Source organism: Iodobacter sp. (assembly GCF_025352645.1).
Taxonomy (GTDB): domain Bacteria; phylum Pseudomonadota; class Gammaproteobacteria; order Burkholderiales; family Chitinibacteraceae; genus Iodobacter.
Map to the genome: position 1 here is coordinate 44,778 of NZ_JANXSO010000150.1, position 26,467 is coordinate 71,244.

Sequence of the window (26,467 nt, forward strand, 5' to 3'; positions counted from 1 at the left end):
GGACTGTTATAGTACAAAATGCATTCTATGCCAAGTGCAAAAATTCCGAAATACTTTCAGACTTTATCAGCGTTTACCGTATTTTTTAGGTTTACTACCCTTCAAATGCAGCATTGGCATTGCTTTAGCACCGGTCGGTTTTTTGTGCTCGTAAGGATTAACGTTCTTTTTAAACTGCACACGCAACGGTGTACCTTGCAAATTGAACATCTTCATAAAATGATGCTCAAGATAGCGCCAATAAGAGTCTGGCACTTTTTCCAAAGCATTACCGTGCACAATCACCACAGGCGGATTAGTACCACCTTGATGGCAATAACGCATTTTAGGGCGAATTTTGCCAGCAAGCGGTGGTTGTTGACGCTCAAGAGCGATTTCCAAACCACGCGTGAGCTTAGGTGTAGGAATTTTAATCATTGCAGCGGCATAAGCTTGGTCAATTGAGGCAAATAAATCGCCCACGCCTTGGCCTTTTAACGCTGAAATGTAATGGAATTTGGCGAATTCCAGAAAGCCCAATTTACGATCAATTTCGCGCTTGATCATGTCTTTTTGGAACTGATCTGTGGATTCCCACTTATTGATCGCCACCACCAAGGCACGACCTGTTTCCAGCACAAAGCTAGCAATACGTGCGTCTTGATCCGAGACTTCTTGAGTTGCGTCTAACACCAAAACCGCCACGTTAGCGTCTTCAATCGCTTGCATTGTTTTGATAACCGAGAATTTCTCGATTACATCGGTGACTTTGCCGCGCTTACGCACACCGGCAGTATCAATAATGGTGTAGTTGCGATCATTGCGATCAAATTCAATGTAAATCGAATCCCGCGTTGTGCCCGGCTGATCGAAGGCAATCACACGCTCTTCACCCAAAATAGCATTCACTAAGGTGGATTTGCCCACATTAGGACGACCAATAACGGCAAATTTGGGGTGATCAATATCTTCTTCTGGCTCAGGCTCAGGGAAGGCTTCCAGAATTTCATTGAATAGCAGACGTACGCCTTCACCGTGTGATGCGGAGATCGCGACGGGATGGCCTAAGCCCAATTCAAAGAAATCGGCACAGACCACGGAGGCATTCATCCCCTCCACCTTGTTCACCGCAACCCAAACTGGGCAGGTGGACTGGCGTAAGCGATTAGCAATAATTTTATCTTGCGGGGTAATGCCGTTACGACCATCCACAATAAAGACAATGCAATCGGCTTCGTCGACGGCTTGCAGCGTTTGCCGCGCCATTTCGAACATGATGCCTTCATCAACCACGGGTTCAAAACCACCCGTATCAACAACAAGGTAAGGCTTTTCGCCAACCAGACCGTGCCCGTAGTGACGGTCACGCGTCAGGCCTGGAATATCGTGAACAAGTGCGTCGCGCGATTTGGTCAGTCGGTTAAATAGCGTGGACTTTCCGACGTTGGGACGACCAACCAGCGCAATTGTAGGTTTCATTTATTTAGCGCCCTGCTTTAGGCCTATTGAAAAAACATTACCAGCGAGCGTTTGCATAATGAAATGCTCGCCAGCGACAAGCGGAGAAACAGCGATACGTGCGCCATCTGTAGCCAGTTGAGCGACAAAACTACCGTCTTCCGTATTTAAATAATGGGTATAGCCTTCAAAATCAGCCACAACCAAATATTTACCCAGCAAGGCCGGAGCCGAGACTGAGCGAGCGGCCAATTTATCTTGACGCCAAACACTACGGCCACTGTCACGCTCAAAGGCATTGACATTACCCGCAGCATCTACCGCATAGACATAGCGATAATCCATCGCTAAACCAGACCAGCTCGATAATTCACGTGTCCAAGCGGCACTGCCACTTGCTGCATCAAAGCAGGCAACACGCCCCTGATAGGCAACGGCGCAAACCATACGGCCATCTACTACAGGAGGTGCCACCACATCGGTGACACGTTCAAGCTCAGTCGCGCCACGCGGAACTGCCACAGGGCTATCCCACTTTACACGACCGTCTTGCAATGAGAGGGCAACTAAACGCCCACCCGACATACCAGCATAAACCACATCACCAGAAATAGTGACGGCGGCATAGTTTCGTAAAATTAATGAAGGCAATTGCTTTTGGTATTGCCACAACTGTTTGCCATCTGCACCCGCATAGGCACTGATTCGACCATCACCGGTTTTAACCACCACAATGCCATTACTTACAGCAGGAGGTGCCATAATTTCGCTAGAAGCTTGCGTTTTCCAGAGGAATTTTCCAGTACGATCATAAGCAAGCACTACGCCCTTAATAGAGCCTACCGCCACGACATCTGCACCTAGACCAACACCACCGGCAATGGCTTGCTCAGTTTTGATCTGCCAGCGGCTTTGCCCAGTCACAACATCCAAAGCTTGCAGCTTATCAGGAGCGCCAGCAACCACTAGTAGCTCAACATCGACAGCCGGTACAAAGCGGAACAACGTTTTTTCACCAACCGATGCACGCCATTGGGTCGTCACAGGCAATGTTTGCGCCACAACGGGCAAAGGCGATGGCTCTGGTGCATTGCTAACCGTGCCGCAAGCAGATAAAGCCAGTACAGAAGACGCTACAACAATGCGATAAAGAGCTTGCATTAAGAATTCCCCAGAGCTTCCAGTTTCACTTCCACGAATTTCACGTTTGGCGCATCTTTTGGCAATTTAGCTACGGCTTGCTTGTAAGACTCACGCGCAGCGACTTTATCACCCTTCAATAGCAATACATCGCCTTTAGCCTCAAAGAACAAACCTGCAAAACCATTTTCTTCATTGGATTTCAATGTGAGCAAAGCATCGTCAAACTTTTTTTGATCTAATTGCACAGCGGCTAAACGTAGGCGTGCGGCATCGCGTAAGCCCGCTTCTTTAGCACTGGCAATCACCCACTGCAATTGAGTGATTGCTGTGGCTGCATCGCCAGCGCTGAGGCTGGTTTTTGCCAACAACAGCGCAGCACGTGGTGTATACGCTGAACTGGCATACTCTTTTTTCAATGACTCAACCGCAGTTTTAAGCTTAGCGACGTCTTTTGCCTCGGCCAGTTTATCAAGCTCTGCATATAACACCCCCGCTTTAGCGGATTGTGATTCTACATAAGCGTTCCAGCCCTTCCAAGCCGAATATCCCACCAAAACAATCAGCAAACCCACTGCAATAGACTTACCCCAACCATCCCAGAAGGCTTTGATTTCGGCAATTTGTTCTTGTTCTTGTAGATCGAAAGCCATTTTTTACTTCCCTTCACTTGAGATAATCAATGCAAGTTCAGCCAAAGCCACCGTGCGTTGTTCGCCCGCGCCTTCGCCATTGAGTGTTTTTATATTGGCGGTGTTTGCCTCGGCCTCGGCCTCACCAATCACCACCGCAAACCGTGCTTGGCTGGCATCCGCTTTTTTAAACTGAGATTTAAAACTACCACCACCACAGTGTAAAAGCACATTAAGCCCACTAGCACGTAGCTGCTGAGCCGTTACAAAGGCCAAACGCCCAGCGGCATCACCCAAGTGCACGATATAAGCATCTGGAGCAACGACAGAAACCGGCACGGCTTGTTCTTCAAGCAGCAGTAAGATGCGCTCGACCCCCATCCCAAAACCCACCGCAGGGCAAGGTTTGCCACCCAGCATTTCAACCAAGGTGTCGTAGCGGCCACCGGCAGCAATGGTACCTTGCGAGCCTAAATCTGTAGTCACCCACTCAAACACGGTGCGATTGTAGTAATCAAGGCCACGCACCAGCCGCGCATTCACCTTATAAGCAATCCCTGCAGCATCCAGCAAGGCTTTTACACCTTCGAAGTGCTGACGTGAATCGTCCCCCAGAAAATCGATTAGCTTAGGAGCGTTTTCTGCCATTTCTTGTAAGGCTGGGTTTTTAGTATCAAGAACCCTTAGCGGGTTGGTGTACAGACGGCGCTTACCGTCTTCATCCAAGATATCTGTGAATTCTTCTAGGTAGGCAATCAACGCTTCGCGATGCGCGGCGCGCTCTTCCTTATCACCCAAGGAATTGATTTCTAGACTGACGTTTTTTAAGCCAAAGCGCGCCCAAAGATCCGCCAACATCAAAATCACCTCGGCATCAACATCAGGTGTCGCCATGCCAAAGGCCTCAACACCAATTTGATGAAACTGACGATAGCGGCCCTTTTGTGGGCGCTCATGGCGATACATCGGGCCCATATACCAAAGGCGTTGCGTTTGGTTGTAAAGCAGACCGTGCTCTACACAGGCACGCACACAACCCGCAGTACCTTCTGGACGCAGCGTTAGTTTTTCACCATTGAGCTTGTCTTCAAAGGAATACATTTCCTTTTCAACGATATCGGTATGCTCCCCAACACCACGCACAAAGAGATGCGTCGATTCAACAATCGGCATCCGAATATTTTTGTAACCATACGCAGCCAGCCAATCACGCGTTACCTGTTCAAAATAAAGCCACGCAGGTGACGCATCCGGCAGAACATCGTTCATGCCGCGAATACCTTGAATCTGATTTGACATTGAATTTACTATGTAGGGTGGACATGTTTACATGCCCACGCAGTTTCGGATGATGGGCAGCTTACTCATACCCACACGGCAAATTATATACATCTAATAGCAGTGGGCAAAAACACCTTGCCCACTCTACATATCACCTTTGCTTAAACCACCTTCAGCGCAATCACCTTAGGCTTGACTTCCTGACGCTTAGCGCCGCCCTCAGCATAACGGGTCTGCACATAATCAAGCACAATGGCTTGAAACTCGGTACTGATTTGATCGCCCTTTAAGGTCACGGTTTTTTCACCATCTACGTAGACAGGGCATACAGGGATTTCACCTGTTCCTGGCAAGGAAATGCCAATATCTGCCAGCTTGGATTCACCAGGACCATTCACCACACAGCCCATCACCGCCACCGTCATATCGGCGACCCCTGGGTACTGCAAGCGCCAAATGGGCATTTGCTCGCGCAAAAAGCTTTGGATACTGGATGCTAATTCTTGGAACACCGTTGAAGAGGTACGGCCACAGCCTGGGCATGCAGTCACAAGCGGCGTAAACGAGCGCAAACCCATGGTTTGTAATATTTCTTGCGCCACAATAATTTCAGTACGCCTATCCCCGCCCGGCTCTGGCGTCAGGGAAATACGAATGGTATCGCCAATGCCTTCTTGCATCAGCACGGACAAGGCCGCAGTGGATGCCACAATACCTTTTGAGCCCATGCCCGCTTCGGTCAAACCCAAATGCAGCGGATAATCACAACGTGTGGCCAAAGAGCGATAAACCGAGATCAAATCTTGCACATGCGATACTTTGCACGACAATAAAATTTGATTGGGGTCCAGCCCCCAGCCAATCGCCTGATCTGCGGATTCTAGCGCGGAAACAATCAAGGCCTCACGCATCACCGCATCCGCAGACAAAGGCTGAGCCAGCTTTGCATTGGTATCCATTAATTTAACGACAACGCTTTGATCTAAAGAACCCCAGTTCACACCAATGCGAACTGGTTTTTTATACTTAATCGCCTGCTCAATCATAAACGCGTATTTTTCATCGCGCTTACTGCCTTTGCCAACATTACCAGGGTTAATTCGATACTTAGCCAAAGCTTGCGCACAATCTGGGTAATCTCGCAGCAAGCGGTCGCCATTAAAGTGAAAATCTCCCACTAGTGGCACATCACAACCCATCGCGTCTAAATTGGCACGGATCGTGGCCACCTGAGCCGCCGCTTCTGGGCTATTTACCGTAATGCGTACCACTTCAGAGCCCGCTTTCCATAGTTCATACACCTGCTTGGTTGTAGCAGCGGCATCAGCAGTATCGGTATTGGTCATGGACTGCACCACAACCGGATGGTCTGACCCCACCCAGACATTGCCAATCTGAACTTGGCGCGTTTTGCGGCGGGGGATTGAAATCGTTGTCATTGGTTTATTTCAGCTCAAAAGTAGCGACATCGCCGCGAGTATAAGAAGTTAAATCCACGGCTTGATTACGATAAATAAGTTGGGTATGTGGTGCATTACCAATTTTCAAACGGTAAGGTGGCACACCAGAAACGCTTTTAGCCACGCCGGGTTTGAGCAGTTCACTGACCAATTTAGTCCCAGCAGCGTCTTGCACTTGTACCCAAGAATCTTTCTGCACGGTAATGTTTAGCTCGCCAGTGGTTGCTGGCGCAGGAACAATCACCGCACTTGCACCCACTTTGGCTGCTGGCTCACTTGCCAATACTGGTGTTTTTACCTCAGCGGCACTTGCCACTTGGCTAGCAACAACAGCTTGCCCAATAACGGCGCTCGCTGCAGCCACTTCGCTGGCCGTATCAACCACCACCAACTGCGGCAAAACAACAACTGGAGCAGAGGCTAAAAGCTCTGGCTGTGCGGGCTGCTGCAAATACCACATGACCCCACCCACGCCGCCCGCCAAACCAATTAGCACCACCAAGCCCAGCAACCAAGAATTCGCCTTGCCGCCGCCCATAAATGGCACAGCGGTTTCCTCGTTCACCCGAGGCAAGGCGGCCTGTTGGCGCTCTACTGGCAGACACGCTTCTAAATAAGCTTGTAAGGGAGCCCACGGCAGATCTAACAGCCTAGCGTAATTGCGCACAAAACCACGCACAAATGTATTACCTGGCAACTCATCAAAACGCTCATTTTCAATGGCATCTATCTGACGATGTGTCAGCTTTAGCTGTCCCGCCACCTTATCGAGGCTATAACCCAGCTCAATCCGGCGTGCTTTTAATGTGGCACCCGCAGAGATAGCGGCGCTTTGCGGTGCAGAAGAAGAAGAATCAATTATCTCGGTCATACACATCCGTTAATCAATCATACGAACCGCTTAAGAGGCGGGCCATTTCTTGCGAATCGGGGAATTTCTTGCGTAATTGCTCTGCTAGTTTATTTTCAGCGTCTTTATTAGCAAATTGATGTTCTAGCTGCACCCCTAACCAAAGCAATTCAGGAGTGGCTGGCGTTAATCTTTGTAATTCTAAATAGTAGCGCCTAGCCAGTACAGCATCTTTATTACGCATGCCAAATTCAACCAACTTAGCTCTGGCCGCTAAGCTATCTGGGCGAATCCGCAAAGCGCGCTCAAAATAGGTACGCGCGCCCTCTTCATCCCCACTTTTTAATGCGCATTGTCCTGCGGCTAGCAATGATTTATCTGGCGTACTATATAACGCATTTTTTTGCGTAGCCAGCAGGTATTGAATCCCTTCTTTATGCTGGCCCTTTTGGCATAAATACCAACCAAAATTATGATTAATATCTGCGTCATTTGGGGACAACTGAACTGCACGTAAAAATGATTGTACGGCAGCGTCATCTTCACCCAATTCTGCATGAATCAGCGCCATAACATTATGCGCGGGGGCATAGGATGAATTAACCGCCAAAGCCTTGTTGACTTCTTCAATAGCAACGGCATATTGTCCGCGCTTTAAATACTCTGCCCCCAACTGCGTTCGCAACGACGCTCTATTCTCTTCCCCCTCTACAGCCAAGGCCATTGATGAGCAAAATAAAGCTACTGTCATTGCTAACGCGCGTAATTTCATGGATTGTCGCCACTCTGTGGATGAAAAATAATGGCTTGAGCATCACCCGCCAAGCGTTTTTCAACGCGACGAGTTTTATCCAATACCTGCCCAGCTAATTGACCACAAGCTGCATCGATATCATCACCGCGCGTTTTACGCACTGTGGCAACGTAACCTGCGTTAATCAAAATATCACGGAAGCGTAAAATCGCTTCCCTTGTTGAGCGCTTAAAGCCCGCATTGGGGAATGGATTAAACGGAATTAAATTAAATTTACATGGCACATCACGCACCAAAGCCACTAATTCACGCGCGTTTTCTACTGAGTCATTAATACCATCGAGCATCACATATTCAAAGGTAATGAAATCGCGCGGCGCTTTTTCTAAGTAACGCGTACACGCTGCCAATAACTGATGCAGCGGGTATTTTTTATTAATAGGCACAATATCATCACGGATTCTATCATTAGGCGCGTGTAAGGACACGGCTAATGCCACTGGGCAATCTTCACGCAATCTGTCGATAGCGGGTACGATACCTGACGTAGACAGCGTAACACGGCGACGGGACAAGCCGTAAGCATTGTCATCTAGCATCAGTTTCATCGCCGCCACCACGTTATCGTAGTTAGCTAGCGGCTCGCCCATACCCATCATCACCACATTAGACACGATGCGGGTATCGCCATTTCGATTATCCACCAAGCCTGCATCACCCAGCCGCGAAGCATCCAGTGACATCCGGCGATTGGCCCACCATAGCTGGCCAATAATCTCTGCCGTGCTTAAATTACGGTTAAACCCTTGGCGCGCCGTAGAGCAAAAGCCACAATCCAGCGCACAGCCTACTTGGCTAGATACGCATAAGGTGCCGCGATCATCCTCAGGGATAAACACCGCCTCAACACCATTGCCTGTACCCACATCCAGCAGCCACTTGCGCGTGCCATCTTTGGCAATTTGCTCTGCCATCAAGGCAGGCGGGGTTACCGCCGCATCTAAGGCCAGCTTTTGCCGAAAAGATTTGGCGATATCGGTCATCGCATCAAAGTCCGGCTCGCCGCGCTGATGAATCCACTTCATCAGCTGCTTAGCGCGAAACGGCTTTTCGCCATATTGCGCCATCAACTCAGCCAAACCCGCCGCATCATAATCTAACAAATTAACTGACATTACTTTACTCACTTAAAAAACCCACCCACTCAACCACTACAGGGAAACTCGAAAAAGCTATTTTTTGCTATAAGCTCGTACTTAAAAAAACGCCACCCTTGCTAAACCATAGGCAACCGTATTTTTTAAAGCTCGCCTTGCCTCATCAACTAAACAGGCTTTTCGAGGCCCCCTAAGCTGTGGAACTGTGCCAAGCAAACACTATGCAAATGGCACAGTACTCACAACAAACAACTAAAACAGCCCCTCGGTGGCAAAACGTTCCACCAAGGGGCTACTTACATTAGCGGCTGTAAACTTCGCTAGATGCGAAGAAGTAAGCGATTTCGATAGCTGCATTTTCAGCAGAATCAGAACCGTGTACTGCATTTGCATCGATAGAATCAGCGAAATCAGCACGGATAGTGCCCGCAGCCGCTTCTTTAGGGTTAGTTGCGCCCATCAAATCACGATTCTTCAAGATAGCGCCTTCGCCTTCTAGCGCTTGAATCATGACTGGACCTGAGATCATAAAGTTCACAAGGTCGTTAAAGAAAGGACGTGCTGCGTGTACAGCGTAGAAGCCTTCGGCTTCAGCGCGTGATAATTGTTTCATCTTAGCGGCTACAACCTTTAAGCCAGCTGATTCGAAACGATCGTAGATCTTACCGATAACATTTTTAGCAACTGCATCAGGCTTAACAATAGAAAGTGTACGTTCGATAGTCATGTAATTCTCCAGAAAAGTAGTTTTATAGGTAAAACATTTGCAGCGCACAAAAAACTCGGCTAGCCTCCTTGTCAGCCACGCAAGCTGCGTAAGCCCAAAGCGGCATCGATTCATTTTTCATACGTAAATACAATCGGCGGCGAGCCTAAAACAGCGGCATTTAACCGCGCTTTAGCCAGCAAAAATTGAATTAGCCGAACATTATAACAAATTCAAGCGAAATCGGCTGAGGAACTGTCTACCGCTGTGAAAGACTGCAAAAATTGAATATTCAGCAAACACTGATCACAAATTAAAGAGAAACCAGCGGAGGAACTGTCTACCGCCGAGAAAGACTGCAAAAATTGAATATTCAGCAAGCACTGATCACAAATTAAAGAGAAACCAGCTAAGGAACTGTCTACCTCTGTGGAAGCACTGCAAAAATTGAATACCCAGCAAGCACTGATCACAAATTAAAGAGAAATCAACTGATGATCCGCCTACCGCTGTGAAAACACTGCAAAAACTAAAAGCTCAGCACTCCTCATATCGTCAAACCAAGTGAAACCAGCAGATGAACGATCCACTCGACCCTATCTTGCAACAAGAATCACAGCGCCGCCTAAAAGTGCAACTAGCATGGCGGCTGGGTATTGCCGCCACATTAATTGTGATCGCTCTATTTGGGATTAGCTGGTTAGATCGCCAACAAAGCGAAAAACCAGCAACAACTACGCCCACCCCTATCATTGCCCCACCGACCATAGAGCCTCTTGCGCCACCGACGGCGGCAGAACAAGCCACGGCAAGCCAAGCCAGTGAGGCCAGCAAAGCAGAAATCCCCAGCACTCCCGCACTCAGCTCTGCATCCGGCGTGATCGAAGGAGCAAGTCATCGCCCAAGCAACACACCTTCGCCCACCCCTAGCTCAAAACCAAGCCTAAAGCTAGAAGGCATCAGCCCCACTAGCAAACCACTGGCAACGCTAGCGCCTAGCCCTGCCCCCGTCGCTCAACGCACACCCACGCCAGTCGCTACAACACCCGCCCCCAATATCAGCACAGCCAGCCCTAGCAATATTGCCGCCACCGCAGTGCCATACCCTAGCAGCCAACACACACCAAATGGCTATACCGTGCAGGCAGGTGTCTTTTTACATGCAGAAAACGCAGGCAAATTACTGGCACAGCTTAAAACCGCTGGTGTACCCGCTTTTATAGAAACACGCGTACAAATCGGCCCATTTAAAGACAAAGCCTCCGCCGATGCGGCCGCAGATAAATTAAAACGCCTCGGTATTACACCCGCTGTGCGGGGCAACTAAGCGGCCTTGTAGCTCGGCCACCTTGGCCGTGCGGAGGATCTCGGTTTTACGCGCGGGCAAGAGTGCCACCTAAACCTTCATTTAGCTGGCTGCAGCGCCAGTTGGCAAATTCGCTCACACAGCGCCGAAAAGGGAATCCCTGCTGCTGCGGCGGCCTGTGGAAACAAGCTAGTTTCGGTCATTCCTGGCAGGGTATTCACCTCTAAGCACCATAGCTGGCCCTGATCGTCCAGCCTGAAATCGCTACGGCTGTAAGCCGACAATTTCAGCGCCTTATGCACAGTCAGCGCCAGTTGCTGGGCGGATTGGGCGATGTTGGTGGGCACATCGGCGGGGAATACTTCATGCGCCGCGCCGCGCTGGTATTTACTGTGGTAATCAAAGGTATCTTGTGCGCCAAGCATAATCTCCCCTACCGGCAGCGCGACTTCATCCAGCACGCCAACGGTTATTTCCCGACCGGCAATAAAGCGCTCCAACATCACCTCCGCACCAAAAGCGCGGGCATGCTCAATGGCAGTGGCCAAATGGTCTAGCTGATGCACCACAGTTAAACCTACCGTAGAACCTTGAGCATTGGGTTTCACCACCAGTGGCAAGCCCAATTGGGCTTCAACTTCAGCAAAAAAGGTGGGGCTAAGCGCTTTAGGAGCCATTAACCACGGCGCGGTGGGCACGCCCGCCGCCACAAATAAACGCTTGGATAAATTCTTATCCATCGCCACCGCACTGGCTAGATGATGACTACCGGTGTACGCCAAGCCAGCCAGCTCTAACATGGCTTGCACCGTACCATCCTCGCCAGTGCCGCCGTGCAGGGCCAGAAAATACACATCCACATCCGCCAAATAACCGCCAGTAAAAGCGCTACGCGGCTCAGTGCGAATTAAAGCCAGCGCATCGGAATCTGGCGGCAAGATGGATACTTTCTGGCTTAATCATTGTTGCTCCTCGGCGGCATTTAATAAACCGGATGCAGTATCCACTGCCAACACTTGGTGACCCGCACTGCGTAATGCGGCAACAATCTGTGCGCCACTGGCAATGGAAACATCACGCTCTTCACTGCTACCGCCCAAGAGCACGGCGATTTTCATTTTATTCATAAGGCAATCCTGAAAACGAGGGCTGTAAAGCAATCTTATCAACCTAAGAGCGCCCGATTAGTCGAGAAACCGGCTTATCGTAAGGCGAGTGTAAGCCGCATTTTTAGCATCGCTCGCGGGTTGCACCTCCCTACACTTGGCTTAGATTTATACGATTGAGCTATAAGGCAGTCACGGTTTGCGAACTTAATCCAGCAAACCATCGGCCTTAAACATGGCCTTGATCCCCCTGATGGCCTGACGGATACGCGACTCGTTTTCGATTAGAGCAAAGCGTACATAACCATCGCCGTAGTCACCAAATCCAACGCCTGGTGAGACCGATACTTTGGCTTTTTCTAACAGCAGCTTGGCAAACTCCAGCGAGCCCATCTCGCGGTAAGCTTCAGGCAGCTCGGCCCAGATATACATCGATGCTTTGGGCTTCTCTACCATCCAGCCCACTTCGTGTAAGCCTTTGACCAGCACATCACGGCGGCTTTGATATTGTGCGGCGATGTCTTTTACGCACTGTTGATCGCCCTCTAGCGCGGCAATCGCGGCAATTTGCAGCGGCGTAAAGGTGCCGTAATCGTGATAGCTTTTAATCCGCGCCAAAGCCGCTACCAGATCAGGGTTCCCCACCATAAAACCAATGCGCCAGCCCGCCATATTGTAGCTTTTGGATAAAGTGAAAAATTCGACGGCAATATCCTTCGCCCCCGGCACCTGCATAATCGACGGCGCTTTCCAACCATCAAATACAATATCGGCGTAAGCCAAATCGTGTACTACAAAAATATCGTGTTTTTTAGCCAGCGCGATCACACGTTCAAAAAAATCCAGCTCTACGCATTGCGCCGTTGGGTTGGATGGAAACCCCAAAACAATCATTTTAGGCTTAGGGTAGCTACCCTTAATGGCCCGCTCCAGCTCGGCAAAAAAATCTACGCCTGGCGTCAGCGGCACGGAGCGGATATCCGCACCGGCAATCACCGCGCCGTAAATATGAATCGGATAACTAGGATCAGGCACCAACACCGTGTCGCCCTTATCCAGCGTTGCCAGCATCAGATGCGCCAGCCCTTCTTTAGAACCGATCGTAACAATCGCTTCTGAATCCGCATCGATTTCCACCTGATAGCGATCCAAATACCAACGGCTAATCGCCCGGCGTAAGCGCGGAATACCTTTAGAGGTTGAATAGCCATGGGTATCGGGCCGCTGCACCGCCTCCACCAGCTTGGCCACAATATGCGCAGGCGTGGCCCCGTCTGGGTTGCCCATCGACATATCAATAATGTCCTCGCCACGGCGACGAGCCGCCATTTTTAGCTCGGCAGTAATATTAAAAACATAGGGAGGAAGGCGATCGATACGCGCAAAGCTGCGCTTGCCTGAAGCAGACATAAAGTATTCCTTAAACGTAAGCGCCCGGAACCGTCCGAGCGACGCAGGCCAACAGCGGCTGACCTTGGGGCCATGCTAAATGAAATTTAAAAGAAAGGCGAGTGAGGGCTTAAGGCTGATTTACAGAGTTGATTGTGCAACAGAGCTAAATTTTGAACCACAGCGCCTTGTAGGGTGGCTTAGGCTTATAGCCACGCGGCACTATTAAGCACAAAGATCACCGACCGTCACTATATGTGTTCTCTGTGGCTAAAGGTTTAGCTCGCATCCCTCCTCAGCATCCCGCCAACCATTGCCGCAGCATTGCCTGCCCTGCTGCGACCGCCATTTCTGCTTTCTGCTGGCTTTCTGCACGCAGTACTGGAATAGAGATGCCCTCTTCATATAACTCGCCGGTATGGCCGATGAGCCAAGTTTCGATTTGCCTACCGTCCACCTCAGGATGAAACTGTAAACCCAAGCCGTAGTTCCCAATGGCAAAAGCCTGATTAGGCGTTAACAAAGTACTAGCCAGATGCCGCGCACTCTGCGGTAAATCAAAGGTGTCACCATGCCAATGCAATAACGGCACGCCAGCCAAAGGCGTCAGTGCAGCCCCCTCCCCCGCATCACTAAGCTGCAGCTGGCCCCAGCCAATTTCTTTTGCCTTACCCGGATACACCTTAGCGCCCAGCGCTGCGGCCATCAGTTGTGCACCAAGACAGATCCCCAGCGTGGATTTTTGTGCCGCAAGGCGGCTGGCAATACCGCTTATTTCCTCCAGCAAGTAAGGGTAGTCGGCCGTCTGATACACGCCCAGCGGCCCGCCTAGCACCACAATCAGCGCTGTATTCAGCCACTCATCCTGACTCAGCGCCTGCAGCCCCGCCTGCCGGTATTCGATGAAAAAGCCCTGCTCTAATAAGACATTCTCAAAGCAGCCTAGGTTTTCAAAAGCGAGATGTTGTAAGGCTATGCATTTCATAAAATGTCCTTTTTTCTAGGGTCTGTTGACGTTTCATTCACAATTGCGCTCAGCCGGAAAATGGCTAGGCACAAGGCATGCGACGAAGGCAATAACGAGTTATTTCCGAGGAGCATAACGCAGTGAATGGCCGTTTTCCGGCCCAGCCCCATTGCTGAGCGAGGAAAAAACCCTCGCACGCTAAGGGTTGGCTACATTTTTGGGGCTGCACGGTGTTAAAAGACGCTCATGGTACTCGTACCATGAGCGTCTTTTGCCTTGTTCAGCCCCAAAACTGCAGCCAACGCAGCCTCGAATGAAACGTCAACAGGCCCTAATGGTTAATCCAATATTTGCACGCAACAAGCCATCATAAGTGTGTAATTCGCTGCGGCACACGCTTTAAGCTTTAGATTCGGCACTTTTCTACATCGCATTTTAGGGGTTCAAAATTCTCTACCACTCTATCCACCGCAATAGGCTCCGCCAGCAAGCGCCCAATGGCCACGCCAAGCTGCAAATCGTCCAGCACGCCAAAGTGTTGCATACGAATCACCCCCTGACGATCAATCAGCACAAAAGTGGGCGTACCTTGCATGGCATAAGCTTGCATTGTCAGAGGGATTGAGCCCTTATCCGCCGCCTGATCGATGCCCACCGAAAAAGGAATCCGGTATTCGTGCAAAAACGCCTGCAAGGCATCCGCGCCCATCACCGCGTGATGCTCAAAAACCGTGTGCAGCCCAATCACAAGCAACTCATCGGGGGCAAAATTACGGCTTACCGCTACGGCCTGAGGGATACCATGACTCACACAGCCAGGGCAAAGCATCTGAAATGCATGCAGTAAAACAATGCGGCCGCGTAAGCTTGCCAGCGATTGCACTGGCTGATTAAACCATTGGGAAACCAATAGCTCTGGGGCTTGATGATGAGACATTTTACTTTCCTTTTTTTGTAGGCAGGGCGCTAGCCCTGCCGCCTTATTTAAGCCACTGGGTTCAGCTTTACCTCAGGAAAATCAACCGGCACCTGAAACGCTACATTTACGTAATTGGTAAATAAATTCAGCGCCACATGCGCAAGAATTTCGACGATATGCTCGTCATCAAAACCTGCTGTGCGCAACGCCTGCACATCGCCATCGCTCAATTGCCCGCGCTCTTTCACCAGTTTTAATGCAAAACTCAATGCTGCCAAGGTTTTGCCATCAGTAGACTGCCCAGCTTGCGCGGCGGCCATTTCAGACTTACTTAGCCCCGCATTCACCCCCAACATGGTGTGCGCGGCGAGGCAATATTCGCAACGATTGTAATCCGCCACCGCTACGGCGATTTGCTCACCTAATTTTGCACCCAGCACTCCAGTGCCCAAGGCAGCGAAAGCAGACCACATGCTTTTCAGCGCAGCGGGTGAGTTGGCTACCGCCCTGAACATATTCGGCGTGGCACCAAAAGCGCCGTGGATTTGATCCAGCAATTGCTTACGATCGGCCGTTGTTTCGACGGCACTAACAAGATTTACGCGTGACATATTTGATTCTCCAAAAAATTAAACGACAGGCAGGCACTACAAAAAGAACGACTCACTGACCCAGCAACGACAGATTTCCTGACGCCACCTTGAACACACTCACCACACAGGAGTGAATGAATGCTCTCCTTATGCGCAGGGCAGCGCTTACTCCATCAAACCCCACGTTAATTGCAAACCACGCGCATTAAATTAGGAATCCTAATTAATTAGCGCAAAAAAACACTCTAAATATCTAGCCAGTTACGATTTACCACCTGCTCATCGGCCGCGATATGTTCGGGGCAATCAAGGCGCAATAAAGCCTTGGGCAAGGCCGCATCAACCAAGCGGCAATGATGCGGTGCTGCTGGATCTGCATGCACGCCAGCAGCAAAATATTTACAGCTGACACAAGCGCGGATTTCCGGAAAACGTTCCGCCCGCTGCAACTGGCCGATTAAAGCCAGCAAAGCGCTAAACAGCTCACTTTGCGCAGACTCTGGCAAGCCCTCTACCGCAACACTTGCAAACTGCATCGCAGTCGTCAGCCTTTGTGCCAGCTCATGCCCAGCGGGTGTCAGCTTTAAGGCAACGGCCCGACCATCATCGGCTGCTTTTACTTTCTCCAGCAATCCTTTAGATGACAAAGATGCCACCGAATCACTCGCTGTGGCGGTAGTTACACCCAGTTGCTGTGCCATCCAAGACAATCGCACCCCCTCGCGGCGGCCGTGCAAAATCTCCAGTACGTCCAGCTGAGTAGGGTTTAAGCCCTCTGCCGTGGCAAATTGCCATGCACCGGTGCGCAGCACCGAGGAGATGCGGGAGATTGCACTGATAATTCTTTCACTCCTTGCCGGAGTATCACGCCAAGGGGAGGTTTGATCGTTGTCCATACCCCCATCATGCTACGGCCCAAAACAATTGTAAAGGATTCCTAATTAATATTTAAAAATATGCTCTTGGCTTGAGCACTAAAGTACCAGCCTCACCCTGAACTTAGAAACACCTACTCCGCCAACAGACCACCAAGGGCGAATACGCCATAAGTGTGCTAAAAATTGTAGCTTTTTCTGACGTTTTTCAGAGTGGCAACCCCGCTGGAGTCGTGCCTTACGTTGTATTACCTAATGCCGCAACAATGCAACGCGGCTACGGCGGGGTAATCAACGTCATACAAGGTAAAGACATGCGCACAGGTGCCACCCTACATTTTCTCATGCCGCTAAAATTCGCCTTTACGCATAGCACTACATCGCGATTTATTCTATTTAACAACTCAATTTGATAAAAAAAACAAAAAACGCCTACTCTCACGAAACAAACGCCATCATTTTTTTATCAAAATAGTATTTACTTGTTATTCACAGCACACTCAAAATTTATTGACTAGAGTAGATTCACGCACAATAACAGCCCATCCATTTCCTTTAAAAACATACAGCTTATGCCCGCTCTGGCTTTAATTGCCATGGTATTGCTGCGTGCGTTATCCAGATCGTTTTAATCACTCACTTTATTCTTGGAGTAAATAATGATTTTTAAAAAAGGATTTCGCACGTATATCACAATACTGGCTGCAGCCTTAGGTTTTGCAAGCAGTGCAAATGCCCAGGATGTAGCGGTTAGCTTAAGCTTTGATAAAAATACTTCATCAGAAAATGATGATGTATTTGTCAATGTCACCATGAAAAACACCACTTCAACTCCGCAATATATTCTGAAATGGCATACGCCTTTTATTGCGTCACAAGAAGCTTTATTTGATGTTTATCGGGACGGCGTAAAGGTGAATTACCTTGGCCCTATGGTAAAGCGCCCTGCTCCAATTGCTAGTGATTTTTTTGAGCTAAAACCTGGCGCAATCTATCAGCAAAAAGTGGAATTATCCTCACTTTATGATATGCGCGTTAGTGGTAATTACACGATTCAATACCATGCTAATGAGCCGCATGCTTTAGCCGATAAAAAATCAAGCGGCATTAGCCAAGAAGCGCTAATTGCCCCTTCAGATAGCGTTAATATCTGGATTAACGGCAGCATGCCACGCGGTAGTGTGATCAATGAGCAGACACCTGAATCTTTTGCCGGTGGCGCACTCACTTTAAGCCAGTGCTCCGCATCGCAAACTGCCTTGGTTAAATCAGCCTTTAGCGCAGCGCAAACCATGTCCCAAAATGGGGATAGCTATCTGCAAGCGGGCACCAATAGCCTGCGTTACAGCACGTGGTTTGGCAAATACGACTCAGCCCGCTATAGCACGGTGAAAAGCCACTATGTGGCGATTAAAGATGCGTTTTTAAATAAGGCAGTAACCGTGGATTGTGGCTGCAAAGACACTTACTTTGCCTACGTTTACCCCAACCAGCCTTACAAAATCTATGTTTGCAACGCATTTTGGACAGCGCCTCTAACGGGTACAGACTCCAAAGGCGGCACTTTAGTGCATGAAATGAGCCATTTCTATGCGGTGGCCTCCACCAAAGACAATGTTTATGGCCAATCTGGCGCTAAAAAACTGGCCATTAGTGACCCAGCCAAAGCCATTGCCAACGCCGATAGCCATGAGTACTTTGTAGAAAACACCCCAAGTCAGCCTTAAGCCAACTAGCCGGTGAACAACCTTTGCTCACCGGCCCCGCCAGAAATGTCTTCGTCATAAATCTTACCCATTAGTGAAACTTAATATTGATAGTCTGCGCATCTGCTCAAGCCGCCCTCCCCCTATAGAAGCTCAAAGGATCTATTGATGAAACTTGCTTATATTGCCGCAGCCGCTCTTTGCCTTTCTGCGATTACTGCCCAAGCTTGGGATCAGACTACGCATAAGCGCATTGTGCTAGATGCGATGGCCTTTATTAAAAACAACCCCAACAGCAATCAGTATCAGAAACTGGCCACGGGTATTAACAAAGCAGGCTTTAGCTGGGAGCAGTTTGCCGATGCCGTGGGCCAAGGCGCTTACGATGTGGATGACTTTGCCGATACTTACCTCTGTGGCGCCACCACGGGCAGCTGTCAGATTTCACCGGTCTATAGCACGCTTAAAATTGCCCAGTACACTTCTTACTGGCACTTTCAAAACCATACCGCTGGCGCTGATGTGCATGGTAATAAATTTGGTGGCTACAACTACGCCAAGCTAACCGTGGCAGGCGATATCGACAAGCTAGCTAAAACTTGGCTGATTGGTGATTATCTGGATGATGGTCCTGGCGGATTAAAAGGCTGGTTTGGCGACAGCTCCAAATACAATAGCTACGGCCTCACCGAAGCCCATTACCGCTTGGGCGGCACATCTACTGCCAATATGTACGCCGATTTTGAAACCATGCCATTTCAGCCGATGGATAATCTGGGCCAGTACTGGTGGCAGCAGTTTTTAGCCAAACCCAGCGCCCAGACGCTTGGTTTTGTGATGCACACCACCGATTTATTACAGCCCCACCATACTTGGACCACCTCTGCCAATAATCACTCCGGCTGGGAAACATGGGTGAAGGATTATTACGATTCTGAGCAGCTAAATAACCCAGCGTTAGTTAGCGCAGCTTTAAAAGACTTCAGCCCGCTTAGCCCTAGCGACACCGATATTCGCCCGCTTCTCACCGAAGGCGGCACCTATTCCTATAAAAATGGCGGCATTGTTTTATCCTCCACCGATCATGGCGATCGGGTGCGGGTGGCCAAGCAAATGATTCCCCACGCCATTGCTATGGTTGTGCATCTATTAAATCGCTCTGCCGAGCGCCTTGCCCAATAGGATGCCCAAGATGTTTAAGCTTTTTGCCGGTTTAGCCCTCAGCCTTGCCAGTGTCTGTGCTCAGGCGCAAGTTTTCTACCAGCTGCAAAACAATGCGCTGGCGGCCAAGATCAATGCAGAAGAGTTGTACCGCTTTAGCTTAGACAATATGCAGCAGCTGGCCGGCGGGAAAGCGCCGCTTTCCCGAACGACTTTGCTGGCGCAAATGCTAAGCCAGCGACTACTAGCGGCAGAGGCACGGCGGCTATACCCGCCTGAAGTATTGCACCCCGCCAGCCGTATCGCCTTTGCCCGAGATGTGGCTATTGAAAATCGGCTGGCTTCCTCCCTAAGAGCGCTGTATGGCAAAGAGCTAGATCAGGCGGTTAAAACCCTGCCTAGTGGCACGCTCAAAACACTAATTCAGGAAGAAAACACCCTAAGTGCCAGCCAGCAGCAGGCTATTTTTGGCTCTCCCGCACAAACCACGCTGGAATACGCTTTAAAGCCTGCGCAAATTAATCTGGCCAAGCAAGGCAGCCTTTTGCGCTATCAGCTGCCAAATGGCCAGAAAGGCAACCTTTCTCTCTACGATATTTACCACCGCCAAAATGTGCAGGGGCGAATCGAGCTATACGCAGCGAATCAGCCCTATCTAAGCCAACAGCTGCAAATTGCCTTGGCCAACCTGTTTACTCTTTATTGGGCGGAGCAAAAGTTTGGCTCGGCGGCCGTGAGCGACTACCGCCGCAGCTTAAACGATCAGGAAGACGCTGAAGCGCTGATGAAAATCTATGGCATTGGTGATCAACACGATAGCAGCGATTTCTTAGATGCCTTAGCCAAAAAGGTGAGCAAGGCCGAGGTGCAAGCTTACTATCTAGCGCATAAAGCGCAATTTAAACGCATCGCCAAGGTAAAAGCGCGCCATATCCGTGTGGCGGATGAAGCACTAGCTAAAAAGCTGATCCTTAGGCTAAAAAATGGTGAAGATTTTGCCAGCCTTGCAAAGCAATACTCCATTGCAGACAGTGCCAAAGAAGGCGGTGATTTGGGCTGGATTGTGCATCAAGGCACACTAAGCTGGCTGGCACAGATTGCATTTAGTCAAACAGAGCTTTCCCAGGCCTTTCGGGCTCCGGTGGGGCCAGACGACGCAGCCAGCTGGGACATCATCAAAACCGAGCAACGCGTAGAAGACTATCAAAGCGCCAGCTCAGAAGCGGTGCGCTACGCCGCCAGCGCCGAAATCGCCCATCAAAAAGCCTCACAACAGTTAAATGCCCTGCTACAACAACAGTGGCAAAACGCCAAGATTGAAGTCAGCCCAGCAGTAGGCAAGCTGACACGGCAGGTTTTGGAATGAAGCCGCTATTAATCGCTTTAACACTAGGGCTAGCTCTGGCTTGGCTGCTGTGGCCGCAACCGCAGATCAGCGGCCCAACACTGGCGCAACAAGCCGCCAGCAGCACCGCGCCAACCCAATCTATAGCAGCATCCGATTGGCTCAAACGCTTTTATCCAGATGCAGGCAACACCCCACAAGCAGCGCCACCAGTTTATATTGCAGCGGCAGAAAGCATGGCCGATGCGCGCATCAATGGCGACCCACGTACCCCGCCCATCCTGCGCAGCAATAACTCAGAAACCGCCACGCCCCCAGAGCTGGCCGATCACCCCGCCTATCAGCAGTATGAAGCAAGGCAAAATCTACGCGAGCTGGCCGCTTTTAGTGCGGCAGTCCCCGAAAAAATCCGGCAATTACGTGAGGATATCAACCGTGGCCGAGCGGCAGGCATTGCCCCAGAGCTGATCGCTGGGCAGGAAAAAAAAGTGTTGCAGCTAGAGGAGATGCGCAGCCAGCTGATCACTGAGCATCCAGAAATCGGTGCCACGCATTAAGCGCAATACGCTTTGGCACTTTATGCATCCCATCGGCTGCTTCTTTCTGCTTATTGCAATAAATCACGCATTAATTTAACCTGCTGCTGACCAAGGCAGACAGAAAATTACGATTCTGCGCTTATAAATACGATTTATCACTGGCAGAAATGAATATGAAACTTAAGCATAACGGGCCTTCTGGTGCCTTTGTTGGCGCATCTTGGCTTGCGCTTTTTATTGGCTCAATCACCTATTCCACTGGCCTATGGAATGCCGCCATGGCCTTAAATGAAAAAGGCTATTACTTTACCCTGCTGCTTTATGGCTTATTTGCGGCAATCTCTTTGCAAAAATCAGTTCGCGATCGCATAGAAGATATCCCAGTAACCAACCTCTATTTTGCTCTATGCTGGATTTCAATTGCATCGGCTCTGCTGCTACTGGCCATTGGCCTGTGGTATGCAACCATTACCCAAAGTGAGAAAGGCTTTTATGCCATGTCTTATTTACTCAGCCTATTTGCGGCAGTGGCTGTGCAAAAAAATGTGCGAGATATCGCGCTGTATAAATCGAGCACAGATGACGTTGGCAAAAGTGATTTAGAAAGCTTTAAATAACACTTACAATCTGCAAAACAAAGCCAAGGGCTTAAGCCCTTGGCATAGCGCCTAATTCTAAAACATCTGCTCGACCAAACACCCACTGCACCAATAAATCACCCTCCATATCAAGCTGACTGCCCTGCTTAGTGAAACCCAGCTTTTTCACGAGTTGAGTTGATTGTGTATTGTTTGGATCAACCTGCGCCACCACCATACTCACCTCTGCGTCTAAAAAAGCCTTTAGCAGCAATTGGCGCACGGCAGCGCTGGCAAAGCCTTGCTGGCGGCAACTTGTCGCCACGGCATAGCCAATTTCTACTTGGCCATTAATAGGTGCACCTTTAAAACCACAACTGCCCACCACGGCATGGTCTGCCTTGCGGAGTAAATGAAATGGCCGCGCCCATTGCTCTGCCACACCCAAAGCCAATTGAGCAAGCGCACGCACGGCCACAAAACTGGGTAATAGCGCATCACTGCCCACTTCTCCATATAAACCTTCAGGTATTTTATCCAGGGCAATCGCAGTTAAATCTTGAATAGGTGATAAATAAATTGGCATTGGTTTCCCATACTGTATTGCTACATACAATATCAGCCCCGTATTGGCAGCGCTAATACCAGATGCTCTTCATGAATAAAAACACCATCAACCCGCATTGAGTTCTTTTCTAAGGCATAAGGCTCAAAACCTAAAGAGATATACAACGCCTTTGCACTTTGATTTTCTGTATTTACGCTTAAGCTAATTTGCACAATATTAGGATCAGAATAAACATCATCCAGCAAAATCAATAATAAGCGCCGAGCAATCCCTTGTTTACGCTGCATGGCTTGGGTATAAACACCAAATATAGTGGCCTTATGTTGCAATTTGGCCAAGCCATATCGTTTTAAACCTGCAATAGCAATTAAACTTGATTCTAAAAAAACACCATAGATCGTTTCATAAGGATCACTGAGCTGCTGGCAAAAACTATCCAGCTCTCTGGCACGAACTTCCTCAGCATTAGACCAAAAAGAGCGAGGGGCATCTTGTACCGCCTCCAGCCGAATGGCTTTAAGTGCTGCGGCATCATTGGGGGTGAGTTTTCTGATTAACATGCAAGATCCTTTAATAGTTAAAAACACCTCTTTCAATACTTAACCGCGCTTAAATGCAATCACATGATCGATTTCTAACCGAATACCGATATCTTCACCCAGCGCGTGATTATGATGACTAGGCACAAGCGATAACACTTTTTGCCCAGAAGGCAGTGCCAGAGTGTAAAGAAACTGCGCACCACGGAATGCTTTTGCCAACACTCTGGCTTTCATGCTACTTGCATCGTCATGTAACACATCATCAGGGCGAACCAGTACATCGGCTACGCAGCCCATGCAGCAGTTTGCTGGCATTTTGCCGTGCACAATGCCCAGCTCAAACTCAACCTTGCCACCCGCAGCAACAATGCCCGGCAGTAATACCCCTTCGCCTACAAAATCGGCCACAAAGCGGTCCAGCGGCTGGTGGTATAAATCGTAAGGCGTGGCCCATTGGCGGATACGGCCTTCGCTCATTACGCCGACCTTATCCGCCACGGCAAAGGCTTCCCGCTGATCGTGGGTCACCAAAATAGCCGTCATGCCTGCGGATTTTAAGATGGCACGTACTTCTTGCCCCAGCCTTTCGCGCAGCTCAACGTCTAAATTTGAAAAAGGCTCATCCATAAGCAAGAGCTGTGGGCGTGGGGCCAACGCACGCGCCAAGGCGACGCGCTGCTGCTGGCCACCCGATAACTCATGCGGATAACGATGCTCAACGTGATCCAAGCCCACCAGCTTTAAAGCATCCGCCACCCGCGTGGCCTGCTCTGCTTTGCCAGCCCCACGCAAGCCAAAAGCAATATTGCCAGCCACGGTAAGATGCGGAAACAGCGCGTAATCCTGAAACACCATCCCAATCTGCCGCTGCTCTGGCGGCAGCATTTTTGCTGCACTGCTCACCTCTTTACCCGCCAGTACGATGCTACCCGCTGCGGGCTTTTCAAAGCCAGCAATAGCACGTAACACCGTGGTCTTACCGCAGCCAGAGGCCCCCAGCAGGCAGCCAATCTCCCCCACTTGCAAATCTAGTGACAAATTTTCAACTACGGTACGATCACCAAGGAGAATCGCAAGATCAGATAGTTGCAGCATATAAACCCTCAAAACAAACCAGAACAGACAAAACCTAAGTGATGTAGACACAGAGAATAGCAAAAAGATAAAAACGCACCTGATTAGCGGGACAGCTCAGCAGAGCTGGACTCCCTCCTTTGCGGGAATGACAATTCAATAAGCCGAGCTAAGCCGCTAGTCAGGAAAACGTATTCCACGAAAAAACGTAAAGCACGAACAGTGACACGCGGCCATCATCCAAGGTACTAACTCGTAGTGGCGCAGCAAGCAGCTGCCCCTACAGGATATTGGCCTACATGTCATATATGGCTTTGCTTGAGTAAGAGACATGATCAGGGAAATCAATGTGTGTTCTTGGCTTTTTTCGTGCATTTCATGTTTTTAGTGGCCAGACCCTGGGTACGTAACATTCGTTACATACAGATCATCCACCCTCGGTTTTTCGCCCTGCATCCTTGGTGTTTCTCTATGCCTACAGCCCTCTTTAACTTTCACATCAGTCTTCCGTTTTTCTAACCAGCAAAATAACTGGGATCAATCCCATCAGTACGATAAAAAAACTGGGCAGAGCGGCACGTTCCCACATGCCTTCGGAGGTCATTTCAAACACGCGCACCGCTAAAGTGTCCCAGCCAAAGGGGCGGGTCATCAAAGTGATCGGCATTTCTTTCATCACATCTACAAAAGCAATAAGCATTGCCGTGAGCAAACCACCGCGCAGCAACGGCAGGTGGATGCGTCTGAGCACTTGCCTTGACGATAGGCCTAAAGACCTTGCCGCGTCTTCTTGATTACGGGTAATTCTTTGCATGGCACTTTCTACTGGCGCAAACGCAACGGCCATAAACCGTACAGCGAGTGCCAGCAGCATCACCAGCAAAGTCCCTTTTAATACTTGCGTGGTGGCAATACCCAAGTAAGCCACAATAGGGATCAGCAGATTATCCAGCCAAGCAATCGGGATAAACACGCCCACCGCCAACACCGTTCCCGGCACGGCATAGCCTAAGGTAGCGATGCGCACCAGCCAGCGGGTGTCTGCATAGCGGCGCTGCACATACACCAGTAGTAAGCCCAATGCGGTAACAAGCAAGGCGGCCATTGCGCCAATGGCAATCGAGCGCAAAATAAATCCAAGGTAGCGAGTGTCAAAATCCAGCGCCCAAACGCCTTTTACCCACACCAAAAGCTGAATCATCGGAATAATAAAGGCAATCAGCAGCACCAGCCCACACCACACCACGGCCAGCCAGCGGCCCGCACCACGCAGCACGATACGTTCAGCCGTTCCGCCCCTTACCGCATAATGCCGACGACCTCGCCCCCACTGTTCGGCCACGGCCAGCACCAGTACAAACATCACTAAGATGGAGGCTAATTGCGATGCCGCAGGCAGATTAAATAGCGAAAACCAAGACTGATAAATCGCCGTGGTAAACGTATCAAAATTAAAAATAGACACCGTACCAAAGTCTGCCAGCGTTTCCATTAACACCAAGAGTAAGCCGCCCACAATCCAAGGGCGCGCCATTGGTAAGGCCACCTTAAAAAACGCTATGCGCCGCGACATACCCAGCATTTGCGCCGCCTCAAGCGCACGTTTGCCCTGCGTCAGAAAAGCGTTTCTAGCGAGCAAATACACATAAGGGTAAAACGCCAGCGTCAGCACTAAAATCACCCCGCCGGTTGAGCGGATACGCGGAAACCAAGCCGAATCCCCCATCCATTCACGCAGCAGCGTTTGTACTGGGCCGGTAAAATCCAGCAGGCCAACTTGCACAAAAGCCAGCACATAGGCGGGCATGGCTAGCGGTAGCATAAGGCTCCAGGCAAAGAAGCGCCGCAGCGGAAAATCACACACCGCAGTAAGCCAAGCCAGCGAAACCCCCAGCAGCAGCACACCCACGGACACGCCCAGCAGCAGTATGGCGGTATTTTTAAGCACGCGGGGTAGCACATACTCAGAGAGATGCTGCCAAATTTCTGGCTGCGGGTGCAAGAAAGAAGACAGCACCACCAGCAGAGGAATTAAAGTGAGTAAGGCAATGGGTAAGGCGTACAGAGATCCTCTGGAGAACAGTTTTTGCATAAATGATTAAAAGCCCAGATGAGAAACGGGCAAGCAGAGATCTGCTTGCCCGTTGCGTATTATGGAGTGCGCTTCGTCAGCTCACAAGAAACAATTCTTATTCACCGATTAGATCATCGCAGGGCGGATCAACCCGCCGTTTTTTACTTTTACGCTTTTAATCGCTGGCAGATTACACCCCATGTGCGCTCACTAAAAAAATCATAATATGAATCAGCGGGTTAAACCTTAAACACAGAGAAAATGAAGGCCCACAGGGTTTTACAGGGAAAATAAAGCTGTTGAGCTGC

The 26,467-nt window shown here is 49.8% G+C and carries 24 protein-coding genes and 1 pseudogene; 6 read left to right on the top strand and 19 right to left on the bottom strand.

Annotated elements, in window-relative coordinates; translation table 11 throughout:
• Positions 1-66: 66 nt before the first annotated feature.
• The 9 genes from der to ndk all read right to left on the bottom strand — a co-directional run bounded on the left by der (position 67) and on the right by ndk (position 9,438).
• Positions 67-1,458: a ribosome biogenesis GTPase Der gene (der, locus tag Q0R17_RS16920; RefSeq protein ID WP_293937064.1), complete on the bottom strand. Its 1,392-nt coding sequence runs from the start codon at positions 1,456-1,458 to the stop codon at positions 67-69.
• Entirely contained in the window at positions 1,459-2,598 is a 1,140-nt protein-coding gene (bamB, locus tag Q0R17_RS16925; protein WP_293937066.1) for an outer membrane protein assembly factor BamB, read from the bottom strand.
• Complete coding sequence (locus Q0R17_RS16930; RefSeq protein ID WP_293937069.1) at positions 2,598-3,230, bottom strand: tetratricopeptide repeat protein; 633 nt, start codon at positions 3,228-3,230, stop codon at positions 2,598-2,600. Before Q0R17_RS16930 ends, bamB begins: the two co-directional genes overlap by 1 nt.
• Before the next feature lie 3 nt (positions 3,231-3,233).
• Complete coding sequence (gene hisS, locus Q0R17_RS16935; RefSeq protein ID WP_293937072.1) at positions 3,234-4,508, bottom strand: histidine--tRNA ligase; 1,275 nt, start codon at positions 4,506-4,508, stop codon at positions 3,234-3,236.
• Positions 4,509-4,651: 143 nt separating this feature from the next.
• Positions 4,652-5,929: a flavodoxin-dependent (E)-4-hydroxy-3-methylbut-2-enyl-diphosphate synthase gene (gene ispG / locus Q0R17_RS16940; RefSeq protein ID WP_293937075.1), complete on the bottom strand. Its 1,278-nt coding sequence runs from the start codon at positions 5,927-5,929 to the stop codon at positions 4,652-4,654.
• A gap of 4 nt (positions 5,930-5,933) precedes the next feature.
• Positions 5,934-6,821 (bottom strand): RodZ domain-containing protein, encoded by an 888-nt coding sequence (locus tag Q0R17_RS16945; protein ID WP_293937078.1) that lies wholly within the window; start codon positions 6,819-6,821, stop codon positions 5,934-5,936.
• 13 nt (positions 6,822-6,834) lie between these two features.
• Positions 6,835-7,572: a type IV pilus biogenesis/stability protein PilW gene (pilW, locus tag Q0R17_RS16950; protein WP_293937080.1), complete on the bottom strand. Its 738-nt coding sequence runs from the start codon at positions 7,570-7,572 to the stop codon at positions 6,835-6,837.
• Positions 7,569-8,729, bottom strand: coding sequence for a 23S rRNA (adenine(2503)-C(2))-methyltransferase RlmN (gene rlmN, locus Q0R17_RS16955; protein WP_293937083.1), 1,161 nt, complete (start codon positions 8,727-8,729; stop codon positions 7,569-7,571). Before rlmN ends, pilW begins: the two co-directional genes overlap by 4 nt.
• 283 nt (positions 8,730-9,012) lie before the next feature.
• A complete protein-coding gene (gene ndk, locus Q0R17_RS16960; protein ID WP_046349887.1) occupies positions 9,013-9,438 on the bottom strand; it encodes a nucleoside-diphosphate kinase in 426 nt (141 codons plus the stop codon).
• A 556-nt stretch (positions 9,439-9,994) separates the two neighbouring features.
• Here ndk and Q0R17_RS16965 point away from each other — a divergent pair.
• Positions 9,995-10,744: an SPOR domain-containing protein gene (locus tag Q0R17_RS16965; protein WP_293937087.1), complete on the top strand. Its 750-nt coding sequence runs from the start codon at positions 9,995-9,997 to the stop codon at positions 10,742-10,744.
• Between the two features lie 77 nt (positions 10,745-10,821).
• On the opposite strand, the pseudogene Q0R17_RS16970 reads toward Q0R17_RS16965, so the two are convergent.
• The 6 genes and pseudogenes from Q0R17_RS16970 to Q0R17_RS16995 form a co-directional block, all read right to left on the bottom strand.
• Positions 10,822-11,850 (bottom strand): annotated as a pseudogene (locus Q0R17_RS16970) (D-alanine--D-alanine ligase).
• 186 nt (positions 11,851-12,036) lie between these two features.
• Positions 12,037-13,239, bottom strand: a complete 1,203-nt coding sequence (gene alaC, locus Q0R17_RS16975) for an alanine transaminase (protein ID WP_293937090.1) — start codon at positions 13,237-13,239, stop codon at positions 12,037-12,039.
• A gap of 274 nt (positions 13,240-13,513) precedes the next feature.
• Complete coding sequence (locus Q0R17_RS16980) at positions 13,514-14,203, bottom strand: glutamine amidotransferase (RefSeq protein ID WP_293937093.1); 690 nt, start codon at positions 14,201-14,203, stop codon at positions 13,514-13,516.
• Positions 14,204-14,591: 388 nt separating this feature from the next.
• Positions 14,592-15,122: a redoxin domain-containing protein gene (locus Q0R17_RS16985; protein WP_293937095.1), complete on the bottom strand. Its 531-nt coding sequence runs from the start codon at positions 15,120-15,122 to the stop codon at positions 14,592-14,594.
• Positions 15,123-15,169: 47 nt separating this feature from the next.
• Positions 15,170-15,715, bottom strand: coding sequence for a carboxymuconolactone decarboxylase family protein (locus tag Q0R17_RS16990; protein ID WP_293937098.1), 546 nt, complete (start codon positions 15,713-15,715; stop codon positions 15,170-15,172).
• Between the two features lie 227 nt (positions 15,716-15,942).
• Complete coding sequence (locus Q0R17_RS16995; RefSeq protein ID WP_293937101.1) at positions 15,943-16,593, bottom strand: MarR family winged helix-turn-helix transcriptional regulator; 651 nt, start codon at positions 16,591-16,593, stop codon at positions 15,943-15,945.
• Between the two features lie 638 nt (positions 16,594-17,231).
• Between Q0R17_RS16995 and Q0R17_RS17000 the strand changes: the two genes are divergently transcribed.
• The 5 genes from Q0R17_RS17000 (at position 17,232) to yiaA (ending at position 21,940) form a co-directional block, all read left to right on the top strand.
• Complete coding sequence (locus Q0R17_RS17000; protein WP_293937103.1) at positions 17,232-18,299, top strand: M35 family metallo-endopeptidase; 1,068 nt, start codon at positions 17,232-17,234, stop codon at positions 18,297-18,299.
• A 147-nt stretch (positions 18,300-18,446) separates the two neighbouring features.
• Positions 18,447-19,460: a hypothetical protein gene (locus Q0R17_RS17005; RefSeq protein ID WP_293937105.1), complete on the top strand. Its 1,014-nt coding sequence runs from the start codon at positions 18,447-18,449 to the stop codon at positions 19,458-19,460.
• Between the two features lie 10 nt (positions 19,461-19,470).
• The gene (locus Q0R17_RS17010) at positions 19,471-20,805 is read left to right on the top strand and encodes a peptidylprolyl isomerase (RefSeq protein WP_293937107.1); all 1,335 of its coding nucleotides are present in this window, start codon (positions 19,471-19,473) and stop codon (positions 20,803-20,805) included.
• Positions 20,802-21,341, top strand: a complete 540-nt coding sequence (locus Q0R17_RS17015; protein WP_293937109.1) for a hypothetical protein — start codon at positions 20,802-20,804, stop codon at positions 21,339-21,341. Before Q0R17_RS17010 ends, Q0R17_RS17015 begins: the two co-directional genes overlap by 4 nt.
• Before the next feature lie 155 nt (positions 21,342-21,496).
• On the top strand, positions 21,497-21,940 hold the full coding sequence (yiaA, locus tag Q0R17_RS17020) for an inner membrane protein YiaA (RefSeq protein WP_293937111.1): 444 nt from the start codon (positions 21,497-21,499) through the stop codon (positions 21,938-21,940).
• A 31-nt stretch (positions 21,941-21,971) separates the two neighbouring features.
• Here yiaA and Q0R17_RS17025 read toward each other — a convergent pair whose 3' ends face one another.
• From Q0R17_RS17025 to Q0R17_RS17040, 4 genes are all read right to left on the bottom strand, one after another.
• Positions 21,972-22,487 (bottom strand): GNAT family N-acetyltransferase, encoded by a 516-nt coding sequence (locus tag Q0R17_RS17025; RefSeq protein ID WP_293937114.1) that lies wholly within the window; start codon positions 22,485-22,487, stop codon positions 21,972-21,974.
• 32 nt (positions 22,488-22,519) lie between these two features.
• On the bottom strand, positions 22,520-23,029 hold the full coding sequence (locus Q0R17_RS17030) for a GNAT family N-acetyltransferase (protein ID WP_293937116.1): 510 nt from the start codon (positions 23,027-23,029) through the stop codon (positions 22,520-22,522).
• A 39-nt stretch (positions 23,030-23,068) separates the two neighbouring features.
• The gene (locus Q0R17_RS17035; protein WP_293937118.1) at positions 23,069-24,106 is read right to left on the bottom strand and encodes an ABC transporter ATP-binding protein; all 1,038 of its coding nucleotides are present in this window, start codon (positions 24,104-24,106) and stop codon (positions 23,069-23,071) included.
• 478 nt (positions 24,107-24,584) lie between these two features.
• On the bottom strand, positions 24,585-26,177 hold the full coding sequence (locus Q0R17_RS17040) for an iron ABC transporter permease (RefSeq protein ID WP_293937121.1): 1,593 nt from the start codon (positions 26,175-26,177) through the stop codon (positions 24,585-24,587).
• Positions 26,178-26,467 lie beyond the last annotated feature (290 nt).